This window comes from Nocardia sp. NPDC058499, assembly GCF_042719915.1.
In the GTDB taxonomy this organism is placed as follows: domain Bacteria; phylum Actinomycetota; class Actinomycetes; order Mycobacteriales; family Mycobacteriaceae; genus Nocardia.
This window is the reverse complement of sequence record NZ_JBHXMZ010000011.1, coordinates 101,980-124,410: the sequence shown is the minus strand read 5'-3', so window position 1 is coordinate 124,410 and position 22,431 is coordinate 101,980. Positions and strand designations below refer to the sequence as shown.

Genomic DNA, 22,431 nt, shown 5'->3' with positions numbered 1-22,431 from the left:
CCCCGAACCCGAAATCGTGCGAGTCGTCGACCTGTCGACCGCGCAACTCAGCGAACACCGCACCATCGGCCGCGCCGTCCTGGAACGCCTGGACACCGGCGCCCGCTACACCCGCACCGGCGCAGGACTGGGCCCGCACTGGCGCCGCACCCACCTACCCGACCACCACACCCGCACGCTACCGCCCGCCCGCACCAACACGATCGCCCTCGCCACACCCGCCCCGGCGTCACCCGCCACTGCCCCACCACCGTCGCCTGCAAGGCCCACGCCGCCCGCCGACGACCCCGCCACCGACGACCCCGCCCCCGAAACCGACTCCGCAACCACGAGCGCCGGCCCCGCCTCCGGTGATGGTGACCCGGCTCTGCAGGGTTGGCGCCGACTCGGGGCCGAGTTGTTCGAACCCGCGCACCTGCTGACCGTGCCGGATCCCGCACGCCACCCCGACCTCGCCGCCGTACTGGCCGCAACCGGCACCACCGCGGCCGCGCAACGCATCCGGGATGCCTTCCTCGATGGCTGGCACGAGGCCAGCTCCATCGTCACCGCCCCGGTGTGGACCACGCTGCGCACCCATATCGCCACCACCTCCGAAGTCGACGACGCGGTGCGCCGCCTCGGCTACGACGCCCAGACGCTGTCGCGCACCAGGGAGTTCCAGCAGCTGATCGCCGACCAGCTCAACGCGGTGCCCACCGCGGACCTCGCCGACGCCGCCCTGCGTGACGCCCGATACCGCCACGCCCGCACCGGCGACCCCTTACACGGTCTCGCATATGAGATCGCCGCCGACGCGATCGATCACACCCGCCGGAACTGGCGCGCCCCACTGCGCTCGGACGCCGATATCGCGCGGTGGCGAAGCTGGGCCGCCCAGGAACTACGCTCCGATCCGCTGCTGGCCGCCGACCTGAGCGCGGCCGGCCCGGCCCGGCCGCGGGTCGTCGACGCGATCGCGGACACGCTGCTGGCAGAGGTCACCGACCAACTCCCCGACCTCGGTCTCGACACTGGCGAGGAAGAAACCGCCCACTGGCTGCGCGCCGATATCCACCAGCACCTGGTGCCCACCCTCGACGACCCCGACGGCACCGACTCCGCCTTCGGGCCCACCGCCCGGGGCTGGACCGTGCCCGGCAGCGGCGTCGAGGTCGCCCGCCACCGCGACGCCTGGTGGGTGGTGACCCAGGACGGCGATCGATGGGACTGCTGGGGGCGCGACCACCGCGCCGCCGTCGCCGAAGCCCTGCGCATCTGCGGCCGCGACGAGGAGATCCGGCCCACCGACCACGCCGTGCGTGCCCGCGTCGCCGGGATCCGGCGAGCCCTCGACGACCGCGCCCGCCCCCACCTCGCCGCCAACGAACTGCTGCATGCCGCCGCCCGCTCGGAGCTGATGAACGCCCCCGCGGCCCCCGGCGCCACCGTGCCCGCCGCCCACACCTCGGTGGCCACCCGCGAGGCCGTACGCGCCGCCGTCGCCGCGATCACCGACATCGAACCGGTCCTCATCGCCGAAGCGCTGCGCCTCGGATTGGCGCCGGAGCCGTTCCTGCGCGACACCGCGGCCGCCGAAGTCCTGACCGAGCTGCACCAGCAGGCCCAGCACCCGGCCACCCTCGACGAGCCGGCGTTGTTCACCCCCCAGCTGCCGGGCGAGGATCTGGACCTGGACCCCGCCGATCCCACCACGGTGACCGTCACCAGCCCCGACGGCGCCCGCACCCCCGTGAGCGAAGACCGCGACGGATGGAGCGCCCCGGCGCACGAAACCGGGGACACCATCACCGAACTCACCCTCACCGCCGCGATCACCCGGGTCCGCACCCCCGCACAGCCCACAACGACCGAAAACGTCCACGAACCCCGCCCTACCCCGGCAGTATCGGGCGCGGACGCCGCCAGCACCGGGGCCGAGCCCCCACGGTCACCGACCTCGCGGCCGCAGGAAGCGGCACCGACTGCCGACCCGGCGCCGGACGGGCCGACGCCGGCACCCGAGGCGGTGAGCGCGGCGGCAGAACCCGCGGTGACCGACCGTGCGCTCGGGGTGCCTTGTGTGGGTTTGTCCGGCATCGACCGTGCGGTGATCCGCTGCACGACACAGGACATGGCCGGAAACCACTACGGTGGTGTGCTCGACATCGACCGCATCGCCTTCTCCATCGCCTCCGTTCAGCTCCCGAAGCTGATCGGCCGCTACGGGTTGCGTCAAGTCGTCGCCGAGACCGCGAACGTCCTGCGGGCCGATCCCGAGATCCCTTCGCGCTCGTGGCCGCGCCGCTCCAAGATCACCGAAGACCGCACCGTTGCCGCCGAACAGCTGCGCGCCGCCGCCCTCGGCCACTGCGACACCGGCGACTATGACACCGCGCTGGCCACCCTCTACCAGGCGCAACTCACCGACCCTCTCTGGAACGGCGCCGGGCGCGACAGCTACCCGCAACTGCTGTCGCGCATCCGCGACGAACGCCAGATCGCCGAAGGCGGTCCCGGGCCCGACCCCTACACCAGCGAATGGCAGCCGCACCCGTTCCGCGACGCCGCAACGCTGCGGCAGTGGCGGGACTGGGCGACCACAGAACTGGCCGTCGACCCCGTCCTCGGCCTCGTCGAGCCCAACAGTTGGCGCACGCACCAGGGCCGCTTGGCCGACGAACTCACCGACCGCCTGATCGACGACCTCCCGCGCCGGACGCCGGACCTGTTGACCGGTCTGCGCCGCGACGACATCACCGACTGGCTCACCGCCGATGTCCACCACACGATCCTGCCCGCACTCCCGTCCGCCGCTACTTCGGTGTGGACCAGCTCCACACACGGCTGGACCATCGGATCCCGCGAGGTCGGCGTCCACTGGTACACCGACAGCTGGATCGTGGAGATCGGCCCACGCGAGACACGGCAGAAACAGCAGTGGGGCAACGATCACCGCGCCGCCCGCGCCCAAGCCCTGCACCTGGCCGGCTGCGCCGACCTCATCACCGCCGACGACGCCCGGATCCACGCCGCAGTCCGCACCGCCTGCACCGCGTTCATCGACCGAGCCCGCGCACCGCTGCACGCCCACGAGATGATGCACGCCTACGCCCGCTCGCCGGTGCTCATGCCCGACAACCTCGGCGACGCCCCGTTCAGCGCACTGGTATACACCGCGATCGGTGACGTGATCGCCGATATCGAAGCCAGCGAACCCCACCTGCTCACCGCCCTGACCGAGCGCGCGATCAACCCACAGCAGTTGTTGCACGAAGCGCTGGTCCCCGACACCCTGCAGACCCTGCACCGCGAGATCGCCGCCGACCCGCAACACCCGGCCTGGGCCACCGACCTGCGACCCGTGTCGTACCACACGATCCTCGTCGGAGACCCCGACGGCGCGCACGTCATCCTCGAACAACGCATCCAACCCCGCCTGCCCGGACAGAAAGAGGGCGACTACTGCTGGGTCGACATCACCGAAACCTACCCAGGCATCCGCGAACAGGTTTTCCGTGACGCGCTCACCCACGCCCGACGCGAACTGGCCACCACCCCAACCCCTCCCGAACCGACCCGCGTCGCACCGCAGATCGCGGAGCCGGCTCCCGATCCGCCGACGACCACCCCGCCTTCCCCGGCCACGCAGCCGCGCGCGCCGGCGGCCCCGGCCCCTGACGACTTGCTCCTGTTCGAGCAGACCAGCAGCTCACCCGGCGACCACACAGACAGCGAATCCCCATCCGGTTCGGCGCCGCCACCGCCGCGACCGCCCCTCGAAGAGCCCGCCACCGCCGCGCCGGTGGAATGGAGCGCAATTCGCGACACGATCGCCGCCGACCCCACCGTGCGCAAGGCGATCCAGCGACACCCCTACCCCGCCCACTATCTGGCCCGGCATCGCGGATTCAGCGAAATCGTGGACGCGCGCCTGTCGGAGCAACGACGCCTCAGCGACGACCACACCGCCACCATCGCCGCACACGGACGCGCGTCCCGCGGCGGGGAACTGTATGAGCAGATCGCCGTCGCCGCACTGCGCGAGCGCGAGCAGTGGTGGGAGCCACCTTTCGCCGACGCCGAACAGGTCGGCGCTTGGCGGGCGGCGGCCGCCGACGCCTTGTATGCCGACCCGGTGACCAGCACCTGGACGGGCATGCCGCTCACCTCGGCCCGCGTCGCCCCGCTCGACGAGGTCATCGAGGACCTGATCAGCGACCTGCCGCGGCTGCTGCCCGAGGCGAACCTCGATATCTCCGATCCCGATACCCGCGCCTGGCTCATCGGCGACGTCCGCATCCACGTCCAGCCGAACCTGCCTCTCCCCGACGTCAACCGCGACAGCGGCTGGTACAAGATCGACCTCGGATACTCCCCGATCCCGGTCGATCCCCGCAAGCCCTCCACCCGCCGGGTCCTGATCCGGCCCGGCTGGGAGCTGACCCGCGACGGCGGACAGACCTGGGAACAATGGGGCACCGACCGCCGCGCCGCACTGGTCGAAGCCCGATACGAACACCGCCTCCTCGACGGCGACCTGCCCGGTCATAACGCACCCGAGGTACACCGCCGGGTCACCGCGGTCCGCGCCGAGCTGGCCGACTACGCCCGCCCCCTGCTACACGGCGACGTACGGGTGCGCGCTGCCGCGAGCTCGGAAAGCTTGTGGAAGTACAGCGTCGACCGCGGCGTCTCCAGCAACGCGCTGAATTCTGCGCTGGTCGGCGACCCCCTCGACGAGATCACCGCCGCCTTGGCTCGCTCACGCACCGACCTGGTTCACCGCGCCCACCACGCCGGCATCGACATCCGCCGATACCTCCATCAGGAAGTCGCCCCCGAGGTCCTGCGCGAACTGCACACCGACACCGAGATGGCTCCGAGCTACCAGGTCACAGTCGGCGCCCTCGACCGCCGCCACATCGTGGTGACCGCCCTGGCTTCCGACGACCGCACCGACGAACAGATCCACCCCGACCAGCTCGCCGAGGCGATCACCGCCGCGCGCGAACAACTCGATCCGGCCGCAGACCGAGGTGGGCATTTCACCCCCGCGAACATTCAATCCCTGGACCAGCTGCCGTCTCAGCTCACCGCGCTCATCGACCGCGCGGCCGCCACCGGCTGGAACCCTGGACTGGGGTATCGCACCCTTCGAGACGACACCTTCGTGTTCGAGGTGCGGCTGCACACCGAAACCGATTCCGGCACCTGGGACCTCACGCTGGCCTGGGAACACCCCGAGCAGCGCACCTACAGCTACAGCGAAACCCACTCTCACATCCGCTGGCGCCGAAGCGACGGAACCACCGAGGACTTCCACCCCCGCCAGAGCTTCGCCACCAGCCTCATCCGAGCCCACACCACACCACTGGCCTGGTCGCAGATCAGCACCCTCACCGACACGCGGCCCGCACCGACCACCGAGCGTGACCCCGATGTCATCGACATCGACGCGCCGACCTACCCGCCGCCCCGCGCGGCCACCGACAAAGCCTCGGTCGCACGCAGCCTCGGATGGCGACCCGCCACCACCCACCTCACCTATGACGGGATACCCGGCTATGAACTGCGCCTGACCCCGCCCAGCGGCGACCACGAGCGCAGCCTGGTCCTGACCTGGCTGCTCGACGCCGCAACCGGGCACTACAACTACGACCGATGGCGTTCGGGAACCGCAACGGCCGCAGGCGATCTGGACCGTGGGCTGACCTTGGCCGCGGTCACCACACTGTTCGATGATCTGGCAGCGCAGTCGGATATGCCCACGCTGTTCGACATCGGCGGGCAGGTCTCGACGGAGCTGGCCGCCGGCGACTGGGCGCAACTGCTGCCTCCCACGCCGCCGGTGCAGCTGAGCCCTGAGCAGCAGCGGCTGCTGTGGGCCGGATGCCACGGCACCACACTCCCCCGGATCGCCGCCGCGCTGGCGGACCCCGACCACGCCATCGCGGCCCTGTTCGCCACCACCACCCGCACCCCGCCACGCCCCGACGCCGCACCGCCCAACACTCCATGGCCCGATTCGGCACTGTGGGAGATCGACGTCGCCGCCCAGCTCATCACCATCCGCGGCCTCGCCGACGCCGATACGGCGGCCGTGCGCCTGACCCGTGATGACCTGACCGCCATCGCCTACCAGCTGCCCGCCGAAACCCGGGCCGCGCTGACCGAGACGACCGATCCCGCAGTGCTGGCAGACCTCATCGGACGAGACGTCCTGGGCCTGACCATCACCGAACCCCAGTCCGAACCGTCGCCGCCGAGCCCCATCGCTGCCCAGGCAATCGAGCCTCGGCCGGGACAGCCGCCCACAGGTGCCGACCAGCCGCAACCTGATCCCCTCGATCCGGGGCCAGCCGACGGGTCGGCTTCGCAACCCGTGCCTCAGGACGCCACCACCAGCGGCGACATTTTCGGCACGCCCGTCTATCCGCAGCTGTGGCAGGCGCTGCGACACGAGCTGACCGTTCGCGACGCTGCCGCCGACCGCGGGAGCAATCGCGCCGGCGTCGAGGACCGCGAACTCGCCTATCACGACGCGGTGGTGCAGCGGCTCACGATTGAGGTCGACATCGCGACCGGCCATCGCACCAAGACCGGGCTGGCCAGCCAGCTCACCCGCGCCCGCGCCGCGCTCGACGCCCACCAGCGGCTCACCGCGATCCGCGACGCCGCAGAAACCGCCGCCGCCCCGGCCCGCCGACAGCTCGATGAGGCCGCCGCCGACCGGCTCGGCGACCTCCTCGACACAGCCGCCCGCACCGCCGCCACTGACGGACAGCACACCGACCTCGTCGCCGCACTCGACGCCCTCGCGGTGTCCGCCACCGACATCGACGCCATCACCAGCGCACTCACCCAGGTCGCCCACGCCCACACCAGTGCCTCCGCCGACACTTCCTCCGCACCAGTCGATCCCGGGCAACGATGGCAACTTCCTACCGTGTCTCCCCGCAGCTTGCCCACCAAAAAGAAGCTGGCCCAGATGCTGCGCACCGCGGAAGAGGCCAGCGACAGCGCGGCCGACCGCGCCGCACTCGACATCGCCCGCACCGCGTTGACCTCCACCAGCTGGAACAAATACGGCGGAACACAGGCGCAAGCCCACCAACTGGCCGACACCGACGATCGCGTGCTGGTGGGCCAAGACCTCGACCGCAGCGATATCGACGCGAAAGTCGACGCGATCGCGGACCTGGCCGACGAACTCGAACGCCGCGGCTACGGGCGCGTCGAGGTCGCCAAAGACCACGCCCGCCACCCCGAAATCAGGAGCTATCTCCGCGAATACGCCCACGCCTACCGCACGCGCCGCGCCGAAACCCACCCCCAAGACCACACCGCCTTACCCTTGGCTGCCGGTCAATCCGCGGTGGAACCGTACTCACCGATCGCCGCCGCGGCGCGCGCGTTCGGCTATCGCGTCGAGGAACTCGACGATGTCGGCAACCACGTGCTCCACGTGGCCCGAGACCACGACAGCGACCGCCGCGAACACCGGCTGGTCTGGACAAACCCACCACCCGGCAGGCGGCCGGTGTTCCGGCGGTCGCTGTCGTGGAGCCGGCCCCTGGCCGACTCCGATCAGATCACCCGCCACGCCCTGCCGGCGGTTGTGTTCGCGCAGCTGCTGCTCAACCCCGACGCGGACGCCGCTGACGAGGGCTCCCTGGGTTCGCTGCGTGCCGCCGAGTCGCATGCCGAAACCGTGGTGAGGCTGACCGGTGATCTCGGCCCCGCATTTCTGGGTGCCACCAGCCTGCAACGCACCTGGCGCCGAGCGCAGCTCGCCCGCGCCGAAGCCGAACTCGCCGAAGACGAAACGTCGGCCGAACTGCGCACCCAGTGCGACACCTACCGGCGCGTACTCACCGACCTCGACGACCAGATCAGCGAGTTCGAACGACTACTACGACCCCACATCGAATCCGAAACTCTCACCTTCGGTGCCCTCACCGACCGCCAGATCAACGAATTCTTGCACGGCATCGCCACCAACCCACAAGGCAACGCCGGCTCCGAGGACCTGCGCCCGCCGCTGGCCGCCTACCTCGACGTCGCCGGGTTCTCGGAAACCGAACGCGACGCGTGGTTGACCTTTGTGGCGGCCCTGTCCACCACCCCAGCACAGCTGGGGCCCGGCGAGGGCACCTCAGCACCCCCGCGCCCGCACATCTCAGCGGGTCCGGCCCCCGCCACGCCGGACTACGACCGCGACGCGATCCGGGAACTGGTGCGGGCGCACTACGCGCCGCGATGGTGGATGACTCCACGCGAACAGCAATGGATCAACACCGAAACCACCGTGCCCGCCGACGTCATCACCTGGGACAATGATCGACCCCAGGTGCTCTACCAATATGTTGCCGCCGGAACATACTGCGAAGTCACCGGCATCAACTCCCGGCGCGAGCCCACCACCGCCCGCGGATACCTCGTCAACTCCGGTCCACTTCGCGGCGGCTGGGGCTCACCGGAAACCGTCGGACGCATCACCCTCGCCGAGCACCCCACCACACCCACAGCCCAGCGAACCACCATCGAAACCGACCCCGACCAGGCACGCGTCACCATCCTCGACCCGCCCACCGGCATGCCTGCGGGCGCGGCCGCGCCCTGGCTGAGGATGCCCGCCGAACATCAAGTGCTGCACGCCCGCCCGATCCTGGGCCTGGCCATCGACATCGATCAGCGTTTCGTGCGCGTGCAAGGCTGCAACGAGCACCACACCAGCGAAGTCGCGTGGTGGCTGTTCGGAGGACGGTACGGCGAATGGAAACCACGCGCCTTCCCCACCTTCGCCCAGGACCGCATCGACGACGCCCTCGCCGAGGACCGGTACACACCCGAAGCAGTCCGCAATCAGCCTCCCGCCCGGCAAACCGGCTCTCACACCGCCGCCACCGCGGCGACGACCAACGAACCCGCATCACCCGACGACGAGCCCGCGACCGGAGCAGAAACACCCGCCGAGCCCACCCCACCGCCCACAACTTCAGATGGCGACACCGCACACAGTGACGGCACAGTCTCAGTTGCCGACATCGCGGCCGCTCTGGCCAGGCGGCACCCCGACCTCCGCCACAGCGCGCAGAACGAACCCGCGCTCTCCGCGGTATCACCGCGGTGGCTCAGCGCTCTACTGCGCCACCGCGGCTACCGGCCGTTCGGCGAAACCACCCACCCGAGCTCCACCTGGATCCGCGTCCCGGACGTCACCCACGCCACCACCACCATTCAAGATGTGCCCGAGCGGGCCTCGGAATCCGGCTACACCGACCGAGTCGCCGCAGTCCTCACGGCATTTGCCGGAGGTCCGCTCGCCGGCGCCGATCCGCAGTGTCGCGCCCGCTGGGATGGCGTGCTCGATGACCTCGCCGTGACCGCGGAATTCAACACTGTGGAGTTGGCGCGGCTGCGCTGCGTGATCGACGACGAAGCGCACCGTTACGCACATCTGCCCACCCCCGACCGTTACCTGAGCGAACTGCCCGCCTTGGAGCCGCTGCGTGACCGACACGACTCGGCCCGAGTGCAGCACACGGTGGCGCAGTACCTGACCCGCAACCCGCATCTTCTCTTCTCCACCAGCGCCGCCGCCACCCAACGGCGCACCGCCCGCGAGGAATCCGCGGCGGGCTACCGTCACATGGCCGAGGAAGCGATCAACGAACTCGACTTCGCCGCCGCCCTCGACCGGCTCGGCGTCGCCGAACTCACCGACCCGTTGTGGCACACCGCAGACCTCGACCACGCCGACCTGCACCAGCGCTACACCGAGCTGTCCCGCGAAACCAGCGCACTCATCGACGCCGCGGCCGCCGACCCGATGCTGACCCGCTTCGCCACCGAAGCACCACCCGAACTGTACGGCGCCCTCGGTATCACCGCCGCCCACCAGGCCCTCGAAGATCAACTCGCCACCCCGGAACCGGACCCCACCCTCAGCCGCCGAGCACTACGCGAGATCGTCTTCCACTCGGTTCCCGGCACCGGCGAGCATGAGACACGGACGCTCCTGGCCGGCCGCACGGCCAAGAAGGCATGGCGAGCCCACCACGGCTCGACTCTACAGAACCTCGGCGCCGGACTGGAATTGGATCCGCAGTACGAGCGATTCACCGGGATCATCGGCGCCCGCGACGAGGACACTCCCATCCTGGGCGTGCACGCCGGCGGACAAATCTACCCTCTCATCCACCACCCCAGTCACGGCGGCACAGAGGTCTACCACAGCAAGAACCAGCAGCTCATCTACCTGGGGTATGTGGGCAACCACCCACTGACCGAGGTAATGACCGCGGTGCGCGAGCACGCGGCCCGCTCGGCCGCCATCGACGCCGACATCGAAGCCCGCCAGCGCGCCGGGCATCCGGCCGAATACTCCCCGCTGCCGGCCCCTGCCGTCTACGAGCACCGCCGCACCTACGCCGCGCTGCCCTACCCGGTGCGCGCCGTGGCCGCGGCCGCCGCCGCCACTGGGTGGAGCACCGCAGTACACCACCGGGACGACCAGCTGCATCTTGTCGTCGAAAACGATCTCGACGACAAGCACCTGACCGTCGCGATGGCCTGGCCCGTCGACAGCCTCGGCAGCCACTGCGCCCCGCGATCAGGCTGGACCAGCACGACCTATCAGGGAACCTCGGACACCGACCCCCGGACACCCGAACTCGACGTCGTATTCGGCCTGCTCCAGCAGACCGCCGTCCACCAGGATCTGCACAGACACTTCGCCGACAAGCACGCCGCCACCTCCGCCCGCGACCTGCCCACCGAAGACAACGCCCGCCGCCGGCGGCGCAACAGCGACGCCTTCGATATCGAATACTGGCAAACACTGGCACTGACCGCCTACGCCGACATCGCCCTCAGTGACGACCCGGACGGGGCCCGCGAACGGGCCGCCATCGCCGAAACCGAACTGTCGCACGCGCACCACATCGCCACAGCCCGCGCCGCCGTGCTCGAGCTGCTCCCCATGCGGAGCACCACGGCCGAAGGCTATCTCGACGCAGCGCTGGACCGCGCCATCCGGCAACTGGTCCGCGAGGGCGAATCTCCCGCTGCCGAGGAAGCGCTGAGCGAGGCACTGAACACCGAAATCGTGCCCGGCGATCGCCTCGACGCCATCGACGCAATCCTCGACCGCCTCCGCACCAGCAGCGACGGCGCCACGCCCGACGAAGACCCCAGCACCGCGCCCGACGAGCCAGCCGCCGTGGCCACACACGAGATCCCCGACCCGCCCGCCGGAATCGACGCGGCCGCAACACAGCCTGCGCCCACCCCTACCGGCAGTAGTCCTGCGGCGGAGCCCGCCACGGTGGCCGTGCCGGAGCACCCCATCGCCACGCAAATCCTCGCCGGGGAGAAATTCGCGCCCACCGCGCAGCAGGCCGCGATCTACAACGCGGTGCTTGCCGGGATGGACGTGAAAGTGCAAGCCGGAGCGGGGGCGGGCAAAACCAGCACCCTCGAAGGCCTATCCCGCCGTATCGGGCAGGTCGATCCCAGAGCACGCATCGTCTACATCGCGTTCAACCGGTCGGTGCGTGAGGAAGCCGACGAGCGGATGCCGGCGAATGTGGAATCCCGCACCGGTCATTCCATCGCCTACACGTGGTCGTCCAGGGCGATGCAGAAGCGCTCGAAGAAGACCGACGCGTTGCGCCGCCCCGACGAGGTCGCGCGGCATCTGGGTATCCGGCGCGCTTCGGAGTCCGCAGCCGAGCAGGCCGCGGCCGCGATGGCAGCCGTCGACACGTACGCCACCAGCGCCGAGGACGACATCAGTCGTCGCCATCTACCGCCTCGAGCGCGTGAGTGGCCCGCTCCTCAGCAAGACCGCGTCGTCGAGTACGCACGGGCTGCGTGGGCGGATCTGTGCACCGAAAATGGGAAGCTTCGCCTCACCCTCGATCATCTCCGCAAACAGTGGGCACTGTCGCGACCCGATCTGACCAAACCGGGGGCGGGGCTTCGCCGACCAGCCACCGTGCTGATGCTCGATGAAGGGCAAGACACCCCGCCGGTGCTGGCCAAGGTGGTTGCCGACCAGGCGATGCGCAAGATCCTGGTCGGTGACCAGAACCAGGCCATCTACGGATTCACCGGAGCCGTGGACTTCCTCGACACTGCCACCGCCGACACCATCTTGCCGTTGACCGTGTCATTCCGGTTCGGCCCGGAAGTTGCCTCGATGGGCAATCGGTTCCTACAACTGCTCGACTCTCCACTACGCATCGTCGGCGGCGGCCCAGCCTCGGAGATCATCGCCTCGGGCACGATGGCCGACCCTGACGCGATACTGGTGCGCTCCAACGGCGGCGCTCTGAAAGAGATCGCGCGCGAGCTCGACGCCGGCCGTCGCGTCGGCGTACCGAAAGGGACGAAAGCCGACCTGCTATCGGTGGTGGACACCGCCCGGTATCTGAAAGGGGAAGGCTCGCGCCCACCGCAACTGCACGACGACCTGGCGACCTACCGCACCTGGGCCGAGGCCGCCGACCAGGCCGAGCGCGGCGACAACGCGAAGCTGAACATGCTGGTCCGCATCGTCGACACCAACGGCGTCGACGGTCTCGAAGCCATGGTCCGCCAGGTCCACGAACTCGGCGAAAACCCATTGGCAGACCTGACCTTCCCCGAAACCGAGGCCGGGATCGTCGCCGAGGGACGCACCTGGAACGCCACCTATGCAGCCCGGCACTTACTCGGACGAGCGGGATTCGACCGCCGCGTCCTTCCCGGCGCCGGCGTCTACAAGTCCGGAAAGAACAAGGGCCAGCCGATCAAGACATGGGTCGCAGAAGGCAGCGCCGCTGAACGCGAAGCGAAAATGGCGCGCCTCCGCGAGCTGGCCACCATCCCGCCCCCTGACGTCGTGGTCTCCACCGCGCACAAGGCCAAAGGCCTGGAATGGGACAACGTCCGCATAGGCGACGACTTCAAAGGCCCCGAACCCGACACCGCCACCGGCGAACTCGTCATGCCCCCCGAAGAGGAGCGCCGCCTCGCCTACGTCGCCGTCACCCGTGCCAAAAAGAAACTCGACCTCGGCTCACTGGCCTATGTCCTGGACCACACCGACCCCAACGGCGGCGAGGCACCACCCACCACTGCCCTCGCACAGCCCAGCCCTGCTGTCACCGGCGAAACCCATATAGCCCCTGCTGTCGAACCCGCGCCCACAACAGGCCCTGGCCCCGCGGTGCCCGTGCTGTCGGAAGACCAGCGGCTGCTTTTGTACGCGGTGGCGACCTCGACTTCCGGTGCCCGACGACTGATCGCCAGCCTCCAGAACTCCAACGAGGATCCTGCACTGCTGGCCAACGACCTGCTGGCGTCGCTGCCGCTGGCAGTGCGCTCACGCCGCCCCGCGTGGGAGCAGTGCGTGATACAGGTGGCCGATCACCAGATCCGGTTGACACAGCGAAGCCGACACTCGGACGTTGCGGTCACCATCACCGTCGAAGAGCTGCGCGCGTTCGCTTCCTCGGTCGTACTCCCCTCGCCTGCGCCGTCGAGCCTGGACGAGATCGACGCCCTGATGCACGACCTGCTCGCCATCAGCGCCATACCTCCCGCAGCCGAGCCCGCCACCCACGACCCCGGAGAGACCGAGACCCCGTCTCTCGGACCGAAAATCGTCACACCGGGCGACGATATTTCCAGCGACGAGCCCACCGACTCACTAACTGGGCCGACCGCCGACCCTCCCGGGGGCGAGGACGACCCGGCCCCGGTCTCAGTGTCGATCACTGCCGAGCGCAGCACCGCACCGTCGGCGCCGGGAGCGCCCCTCGTCGCCTTGGAGGGACTGGCCGACCCGCTGCTGCGCGACAACCTCGTGCTGCGGATGGTCGCCGCCGCACACAGCGCAGGCTCCGCGGCTGATGAGCCGACAGCGGGACTGTCTCCTCAGGTGGCTTCCGGTGATCAGCCGTCGATACCCGACGAGCGGCTGCCGATCACAGCGCAATCGGTCTCTGCGCAGCTGAACCGGCTGGGCATCTCCGTCCGTCCCAGCACCAGACTCGACTGGAACGGAATCCGGGTAGGGAAATACCCCATCAAGAACGTGGTATCGGTCCGTGCGGTCCACGAGCTCCCCAGCAAAGAAAAACAAATGGCCGAAGAAGCCGCCGAAGCGCTGGCCGGGCAGGGCTACTACGTCTACCGCGCAGCCGGAGCGGCAAGCATGACAGTGAGCCGGCCCGCAGTGACCACCGAACCCGACAGCGGTGCTGCCACCGCCGCCGCGGGACCCGCCATCTCCCCGGAAATGCTGCACTCACCCCTGACCCGCTCCGCCGCCGAAGACGTCTACTCCGCACTCATCGCCTCCGCCGAGAACAACGCGCTGCTCACCACACTGACGACAGCCGGCATAGACCCGCTCGAACACCTCTACCAGCAGGTCGTTCCCACCGTGTTGCAGACACTGGCGGCCGAAACCGGTAACACCGCCGATATCGCCGACCTGCAGGTGATCGATCCCCGAACCGTGCTGGTCGGAGACTCCGGCGCCGCGCATGTCCGGCTGGCCTACGCGGCCACCGATACCGGGCAATTGCGACGCTGGACCGCGCAACCCAGCCAATACACCCGCACCTTCGACAACCGGTCACTGCGGGCCGCGATCGAACGCGCCCGCGAAGTCGTCCGAAACAACCAGCACACCGCCGACGCTCCCAACACCGATCCGGCCGCCGAGAACCCCCTCGGGCTCATCACGCCCTACGAACGCAGCGCGGGTACCGACGGCCAGCTTCACATCGTGGAAGCCGTGGGCCACCACTACATCATCAAACGCCGCCGCAGCGGCCCCGAATCACTGTCGGTATGGACCGCGCGCCCCGCCGACACCGACACCGAACTGGGCTGGCGCACCGACCGCCCGATCGACACCAACTTGGGCAGCATGGACCAGGCCCTAACCCGGCTACGCGAAGACCTCGCAGCCCAGGCCGAACGCGACGCCCACGCCGAAGAACAACAACGCCTATTCGATGCGGCCGCCGCGACCACACCCCTGTTCACCGACCTGCACGGCACCTGGTTACCTCTCGAGCTCCTCGATCCGGTCGAGCAGTACCTGGGCGCACTCCCGGAAGCCGACCCGCCGGGCCGGCGCCTGCTGCTCGCCCTGGGCGACCGCCACTACCTCGTGCACCAAGTCCTCACTGGTCTCCAGGACCTCAGCGCCAATCCGCCGCCGGTGTATGGACCCCACCGGTATGAGATCTCGACCGCGCAGGCCACCACCGACGCCACAGACCCCACGGCGATCGTGGCCGGCGAGCACCTCGGCACGATCGACACCATCGAAGTGGCCATGCCCTGGTTGCGTGAACTGCACCGCGCCCAGGTCCTCGACGAAGCCTACGAAGCCAACCTCTCCCCGGCCCGCGCCACCGCCGCAGATATCGCCACCGTGACTGCCACTGTGGCAGCCCATTGGGAGATCAGGCAGTTCAGCGACACCCACGACCTGACCGACGAACGAATCCAACAGGCCGCCCGCGTGCTGGCCACCCGGCTGGTCACCGCCCATCTCAACAACATCCTGCTCGACCCCGACGAAGACGCCCGCCACGCCCAAACCCGCGCCCTCTACGACCACCACCGCGGCGAACTCGTCGACCAGGTGCTGGCCACCATCGTCAGCGAAGACCCCGCCAACCAGGCCGACGACGCAGGGTTCGCCACGATCCTGGGAACCCCGGTCACCAGCCCCGTGCCGGAAGCACTCCGCGAGCGCCTTTCGGCTGAGATCACCGCACGCGACAACGTCCTCGCCTCCGAAGACGCCGATATCCCCTGGCGTCGACAGCTGCGCCGCCAGCGCATCTACACCCAAGCCAGAATCGAACGCCTGAACACCGAACTCGGGCTCGATCCGGCCGAATGGCCCAGAAGCGCAGACCGCGCCGCACTCGAGCGCGAAATCGTCGGCGCACGTCATGATTTCGACTCCGCCCTCAACGACTTCCCCGAGCTGTCCGACAACGAACGCCGCGCCCACATCACCGCACTGACCGCCACGGAGCAAGAGGACGGCACCGACCACACAAACAGTGAGGGCCCTTTCACCGACCTGGAAATCGCGATCATTCACTGCCTGACCGACGACAAGGCCGCACTGTTCAACCACCCGGTAACTGGAGGCGACGCCGCCCGCTACGTCGCCGAAGTCGCCCTCGGTCACCTGCCCGGCCGCTCGCACGCCCATTCCTATAGCGCGATCAAAGACATCGCCCTCGCCCGCATCGCCGACCGAGGTGAGGCCATCCTCGGCCTCACCCAAGCTCAGGTGGAACAGCGCCAACAACAGCGCCGCGACGCTGCCGAGAAATTGATCAACGACGCCATCGAGGCAGTCGCAGACAAACAGTTCGACACCGCGCTGTCGCTGGTGGACCGGGCCGAACTCACCGATCCGATGTGGAGCGGGCCCGGCAACAGAAGCTACGCGTTCATCCGCGAACGCATCGCCGCACTCCGCACCGACTCCGACGACGCCGATCACGCCCCTGCCGAGTCGTCGACCGATTCGGAGCCTGCCGAGGACCTCATCGAGGCCACCAGTGACGAGGCGCCGGCGGAGATCGACCGCAGCAGGGACTGGAAGCACCCGGGCACGATCACCGTCCCCAGCGGGAAACGCTCCCGGGCCCGGGCCAACATGACCGCGATCGAAATCGTCCAACGGCTCAACGACGAGGACCGGCCCGCCACCACCGTCGAACAGGAGCAGTTGGCTCAATGGTCGGGCTGGGGCGCGGTGCCCGAGATCTTCGACGCCCGGCAAGCCGACTGGGACAACGATCGCGAACGCCTGTACGGGCTGCTCGACGACAGCGGCCGGGAGTCCGCCCTCGACTCCATCCTCAGCGCTTACTACACCGACCCCGCGATCGTGGCCGCGATGTGGTCCGCGCTCGGCTCGGCAGGTTTCAGCGGCGGCCGGGTCCTGGAGCCAGGGGCAGGGACCGGAACTTTCGCCGGGCTGGCACCGGCCAGCGCGGAGATGGTCTGCGTCGAGAACGAGCCGATCTCCGCGAAGATCGCCCACCACCTGTATCCGAGCGCGCTGGTCCGCCTCGAAGGGTTCCAGCACACCAAGGTGCCCCGTGATTTCTTCGTCGCCACCATCGGCAACGTCCCTTTCGGCAAATTCGAGGTCCGCGATCCGGTGCACAACCCGCGCGGGCACTCCATCCACAACGCGTTCCTGCTGAAATCACTGGCTCTGACCGCCCCGGGGGGCTACGTCGCGGTGATCACCTCGCCATGGACGATGGACGCAGAGAACGATCTCGCCCGCCGGGACATGCTCGCGGTCGCCGACTTCGTCGGCGCCGTCCGGCTGCCCGGCCGAGCGTTCTCCCGCGTCGCCGGCACCGGCGCGGTCACCGACATCGTGATCCTGCGCAAACGCGATCCCAGCATCGATATCAGCAAACCCGACGCGCTACCGGCCGCGGTGTCCAGGCGCAACCACCAGTTCCGCGCCACCCAATCACGCACCGTTCCCGACACAGTCACCGGTGAGCCGACAAAGCTCCGCATCAGCAAGTGGTTCATCGAGAACCCCGGCTATGCCCTCGGCGAAGTGTCGGCCGGCGGCGGAATACAGCGCTCCGGGCACCTCAACGTCGAGCACCCCGATCTGGACAGACTGCCGGGCGACGTCCGCGCCGCGCTGCGCAAGATCATCGTCAGCGCCCGCGTCGACGGACTGGCGCTCACCGCACGCACAGAAGACCTGCCCGAGAACTCCCATCCGCGCTCCGGACTGGTGATCCACGATCCGGGCAAAAAGTTCACCTCACCCATCGGCACCATGCGCTACCACGAGGGCCGGTTCGAAGCGGTGACCGATTACGGCACCTGGGAGCCGGTCAAGGTCTACGCGAACCGCAGCGTCGAGACCCGGGCGCTGCTGCGTCTGCGTGACCTCGCCCAACAAGTGGTCATCACCCAGCGTGAGAACCATGAGCCCACCGAGCGTGACGAGGCGCGGGCCAAGCTCAACGCCGAGTACGACGCCTACGTCCGCAAATACGGCTTCATCAACCGGTTCAAATGGCAAGGCGGGCGCGAACGCACCGAAGAAGAACGCGACAAGCGGTTCGCCGAACTGGAGTCCCGGTGGCGCGCCAGGCACTCCGACCATCAGGGCAACCCCTACCTCGGCGAGCTTCCCCCCGACATCTGGGAGGAATTCGACGAGAAGGCCTGGACTGCGCAAGCCAGGACGAAGCGACGCCTGCACCTGGAAGGTCCGATCAGCCGGGACCCGGCCATGGCCGTGGTGCGAGCCTTGGAAGTGTTCGATGAACACAGCGGCGACGCAGTGAAGGCGCCGATCTTCACCCAGGACGTCATCACACCCGTGGCGGCGGTGTCCTCGGCGGACACCGCCGAGGAAGCGCTGTCGGTCAGTATGGCTGCCGGCCGCGGCGCCGATCTGACATTCATCGCACAGCTACTCGGAGTCGATGAGCCGACGGCCCGCGAACAGTTGCGCGGGCAGGTGTATCGCGATCCGGACCGCCCAGACCAACTGCAGCTGGCTCCCAAGTACCTCAGCGGTGACGTCCGCCAGAAACTGGCCCGCGCCCGGGTGGCCGCCGCCGCCGACCCGCAATACGAGGAGAACGTCGCCGCTCTGGAAAAAGTCATACCCGAATGGTTCGAGGCGCCCCGGATCACAATCAACCCGAGTACCACCTGGATCCCCGCAGCCGATCGCGTCGAATTTGCTCGCCAGACCTTCGACCTGCCCGATGTGAAGGCCGACCACACAAGCGGGAGATGGAGGTTCGAGAGCAACCGGGTCAGCGCCCGGGCCAAGGAGTGGGAAGCCCCCTACTGGCCTGCGCTGGCGCTGCTGGAAGCTCTGTGCAACAGCGAAGAGATCGTCGTCGCGCACTCGGCCAAGGAGCGTGAAAACGGCAAACCCCAGATCAACATGAAGGCCACCGCTCATGCGCAAGCGCAGGCCGGGCGCATCAAGAACGAGTTCCAGCGCTGGGTATGGGCCGACGACGAGCGCCGCGACCGGCTGGTCAAGCAGTTCAACAACACCCTGAACTGCTGGGCAGACCCCCAATACGACGGCCACCACCTCGAAATCCCCGGGCTCCGGGACGTAGTGCCGTACTTCTACCAGCGCAACGCCACCATGCGCGGGCTCAACGAGCCGACCGTGATGCTCGACCATGTCGTTGGCGCGGGCAAAACCCTGACGATGCTGATGACCGCGTGGGAGCTGCGCCGGCGCGGGATGATCCGCCAGCCCTGGATCGTCGTCCCGAATCATCTGGTCGAAGAGATCGCCATCGACGACGTCCAGCGCTGGTTTCCCTCCGCCAAGGTGCTGTCCGCCCCGCCCGGCATGGACAACGAGGCGCGCCGTCGGTTCATCGCACAGACTGCCACCAGCGATTGGGATTTCGTCATCGTCGCCGAGTCGGTGTTCGAACGAATCGGTGTCAAACCCGCCCGTCTGACCCGATACGTGCAGGACCAGCTCGCCGAGATCACCGAAGAGCTCGAAGACGCAAAGGCAGACAGCGCCACGCGAAAGACGATCAAGCAGATCGTCCGCGACAAGAAACAGGTCGAACGCCGTCTGGAAAAGCTGCTGGAGGCCGAAAAAGACCCTGGTCTGACGCTGGAAGACACCGGCATGGACTACCTGTGTATCGACGAGTTCCACCGATACAAGAACAAGCAGCGCTCCTCCCCGGTAGCGGAACTGGCATTGAGCCCAGGATCCAAACGCGCGGAGAACCTCAAGATCGTCCTGCAGCTCCTGGTCGAACGTGCCGGTGAGCGGGCTCTGATGCGCGGCCTCGATCCCGACCTCGAGAACATGCGCATCGCCACCGTCGCCACCGGCACACGGATCGCGAACGCACTCGCAGAGGAATGGGTCAACCAGCAATATCTGCGTCCCGACCTGCTCGAAGCCAAAGGCATGAGCAGTGTCACCGAATGGGGATCGGTTCACACCGAGACGAAATCGGTCATCACCACCAATTCCTCGGGCAGCAAGATCCGCGCGAGGGAAAAGGTCGCCGCCTACGCCAACGTCCGGCAGATGATCGCGATGACCAAGGTGTTCACCGACATCGTGACCCGGGAGCAAGTGCCGGTCAAACTGCCCAAGCTCGCCGGAGGCAAACGGCTGGTCATCACCACCGTCCCCGGCCAGGAAGTCCGCGACTTCATCGCCGACCTCGATTGCCGGCTCGATGACCTCGACCCGGAAACAACCTGGTACGACAACCAGCTCAAAGTCCTCAACGACGGACGCGATGTCGCGCTGGATCCCCAGCTGGTCGGGGTCGAGGTGGAAAATCCCGAGCAGACCCGTGCCTACGTGGTGGCTCGCGAGATGCTCATTCGCTACCACGCCACCAAGAACAACCGCTATCGCCGACCTGATGGGTCCTTGCACCCGGTACCCGGGGCATTGCAGATCGGATTCTCCGACCGCGGCACGCCCGACGGCGCCAACAGGAAGGCCTCGCTCTATCACGCGGTCAAGCGGTGGCTGGTCTCAGGCATCCCCGAGCTCGACCTGGCCGGGATGCCCGAAGACAAGATCCGCTTCATACACGACGCCCGCAAGCCGTCGGAGAAACGGCAGCTCATCTCCGACAGCAACAACGGCCACGTCGCTGTCCTGTTGGGCAGTACCGAGAAAATGGGCACGGGCATGAACGCCCAGACCCGTGCCATCGCCCTGCATCACATCGATGTCCCTTGGCGGCCGGCCGATCTGGAACAGCGCGAGGGCCGGATCATCCGGCAGAAGAACCAGAACGATGAGATCGAGATCCTGACCTACGTCACCGAGGGCACCGTCGACGTCATGATGTGGTCGGCGGTCGAACAGAAGTCCGAGTTCATCCAGCAAGCCCGCACCGGAAATATCGACTTCGACAAGATCGCCGACTTCGCCGAGGACGACCTGACCCACGCCGCGGCGCTTACCAAAGCGGCAGCCACCGGCGACCCGCGCCATCTTCGGCTGGTGGAACTCGAACCCATCGTCGAAAACCTCACCGCCCTCGACGAAGCACACACCGCCACCCGCTCGCGCGCCAGCTGGAATCTGCAATGGCTACCGGGCGATGTCGAGCGACGCCAGGCCATCATCGACTCCGCATCACAGCATCTGGGAGCCGCGGCGGCATGGGCGAACGAGCCCGGCATCATCTCTGTGGGAGGACGGACCTTCAGCGAGCGAGGCCAAGCCAACAAGGCACTGTTGGCAGAAGCCCGCAAGGCGCTGCTGCAGTTCGACGAGCGATATAAACGAATTCACTCCGACTCCGATCTCTCCCGCGATATCGGAGCGATCGACGGCCACACGATCACCGCCACCCTGGTCACCCTCGGAGTGCTACGCCTGACCATCGGCGATCTCCCGGTAGCCGCCGAGATCGACCGTGATCGACTGTTCGCCAACGCCAGGCACGGTAACCAGCCCGGACAGACCGCCCCGCCCGACGATGCCGCCATCGCACGAGGCCTGGCCCAACGTATCGGCAACGCCTACACCGGCCTTTCCGAAAGGGTGCAGATCCTGCGCGCCAAGGTGGAAGCAGACAAAGCAGACCTCGAGCACGCCATCACGGTAGTCGATGCGCCGTTCGAGCGCGCCGACGAACTTCTGGCCGCCACCGTGGAGCTTGCAGAACTACGCCTCGCGCTGCAACAGGCCAAAGACAGCCCCGAAGCCCTGGCCGAGCAAGAAGCACGCGATCAGCGGTTGGCGGCTGCCGGCCGGCTCCGCGGCTGGTCGCTGGCTCTGAACCCGACAAAGCAAACAGTCGAGCGGGCCGGATTCGTCACCAAACAGCAATACGTCACCGTAGTGCGCGAGCAGATGGCACAGTTCGCCGCCGCCTACGCCGCCACCGGCGACGTCGCATCGGTACTCGATCCCGCACCTCTCGCCCCTTCCGACCCGGAAACAGCAGACTCCGAGCCCGATGCCACCGCAACGGAGGATCCGAAATCCGAGACCGCCGAGGTGGAGACCACCGAATCGCAGCCGACTACGGTTGCCACAGTGCGCGACCCGGAACAGGACGCGACGGCCTACACCGCCGCAGACACTTCGGCGGCGACCGGCGATGCCTTCCCCGAAGCGCCGACTCAGGCCGAGCCAGGAGTTCTCACACCACCCGCTACGGAGCCGGGCCCTCCACAACCCGATCAAGACTCAACGACCAAACCCGGTCCCAACGCGGAACCGTCGCCGGCCCCGTCGTCTTCCCGCACGGAACAGCAGACCACCACCGCCACATTCGACCCTGACGAGCGACGAAAAAGGTTGCTGCCCAAAGTATCCCGCGCTTCCGCTACGCCACGTATCTGAATTGACCGGCGCTCTGAAAGGGTCGTATATTGCTCAGG

General features: G+C 68.2%; 1 protein-coding gene. It reads left to right on the top strand.

Translation table 11 applies throughout. The features are described from left to right. Positions 1-16: 16 nt before the first annotated feature. A complete protein-coding gene (locus ACFWPH_RS28240; RefSeq protein ID WP_378755193.1) occupies positions 17-22,393 on the top strand; it encodes a 3'-5' exonuclease in 22,377 nt (7,458 codons plus the stop codon). Positions 22,394-22,431: the final 38 nt, after the last annotated feature.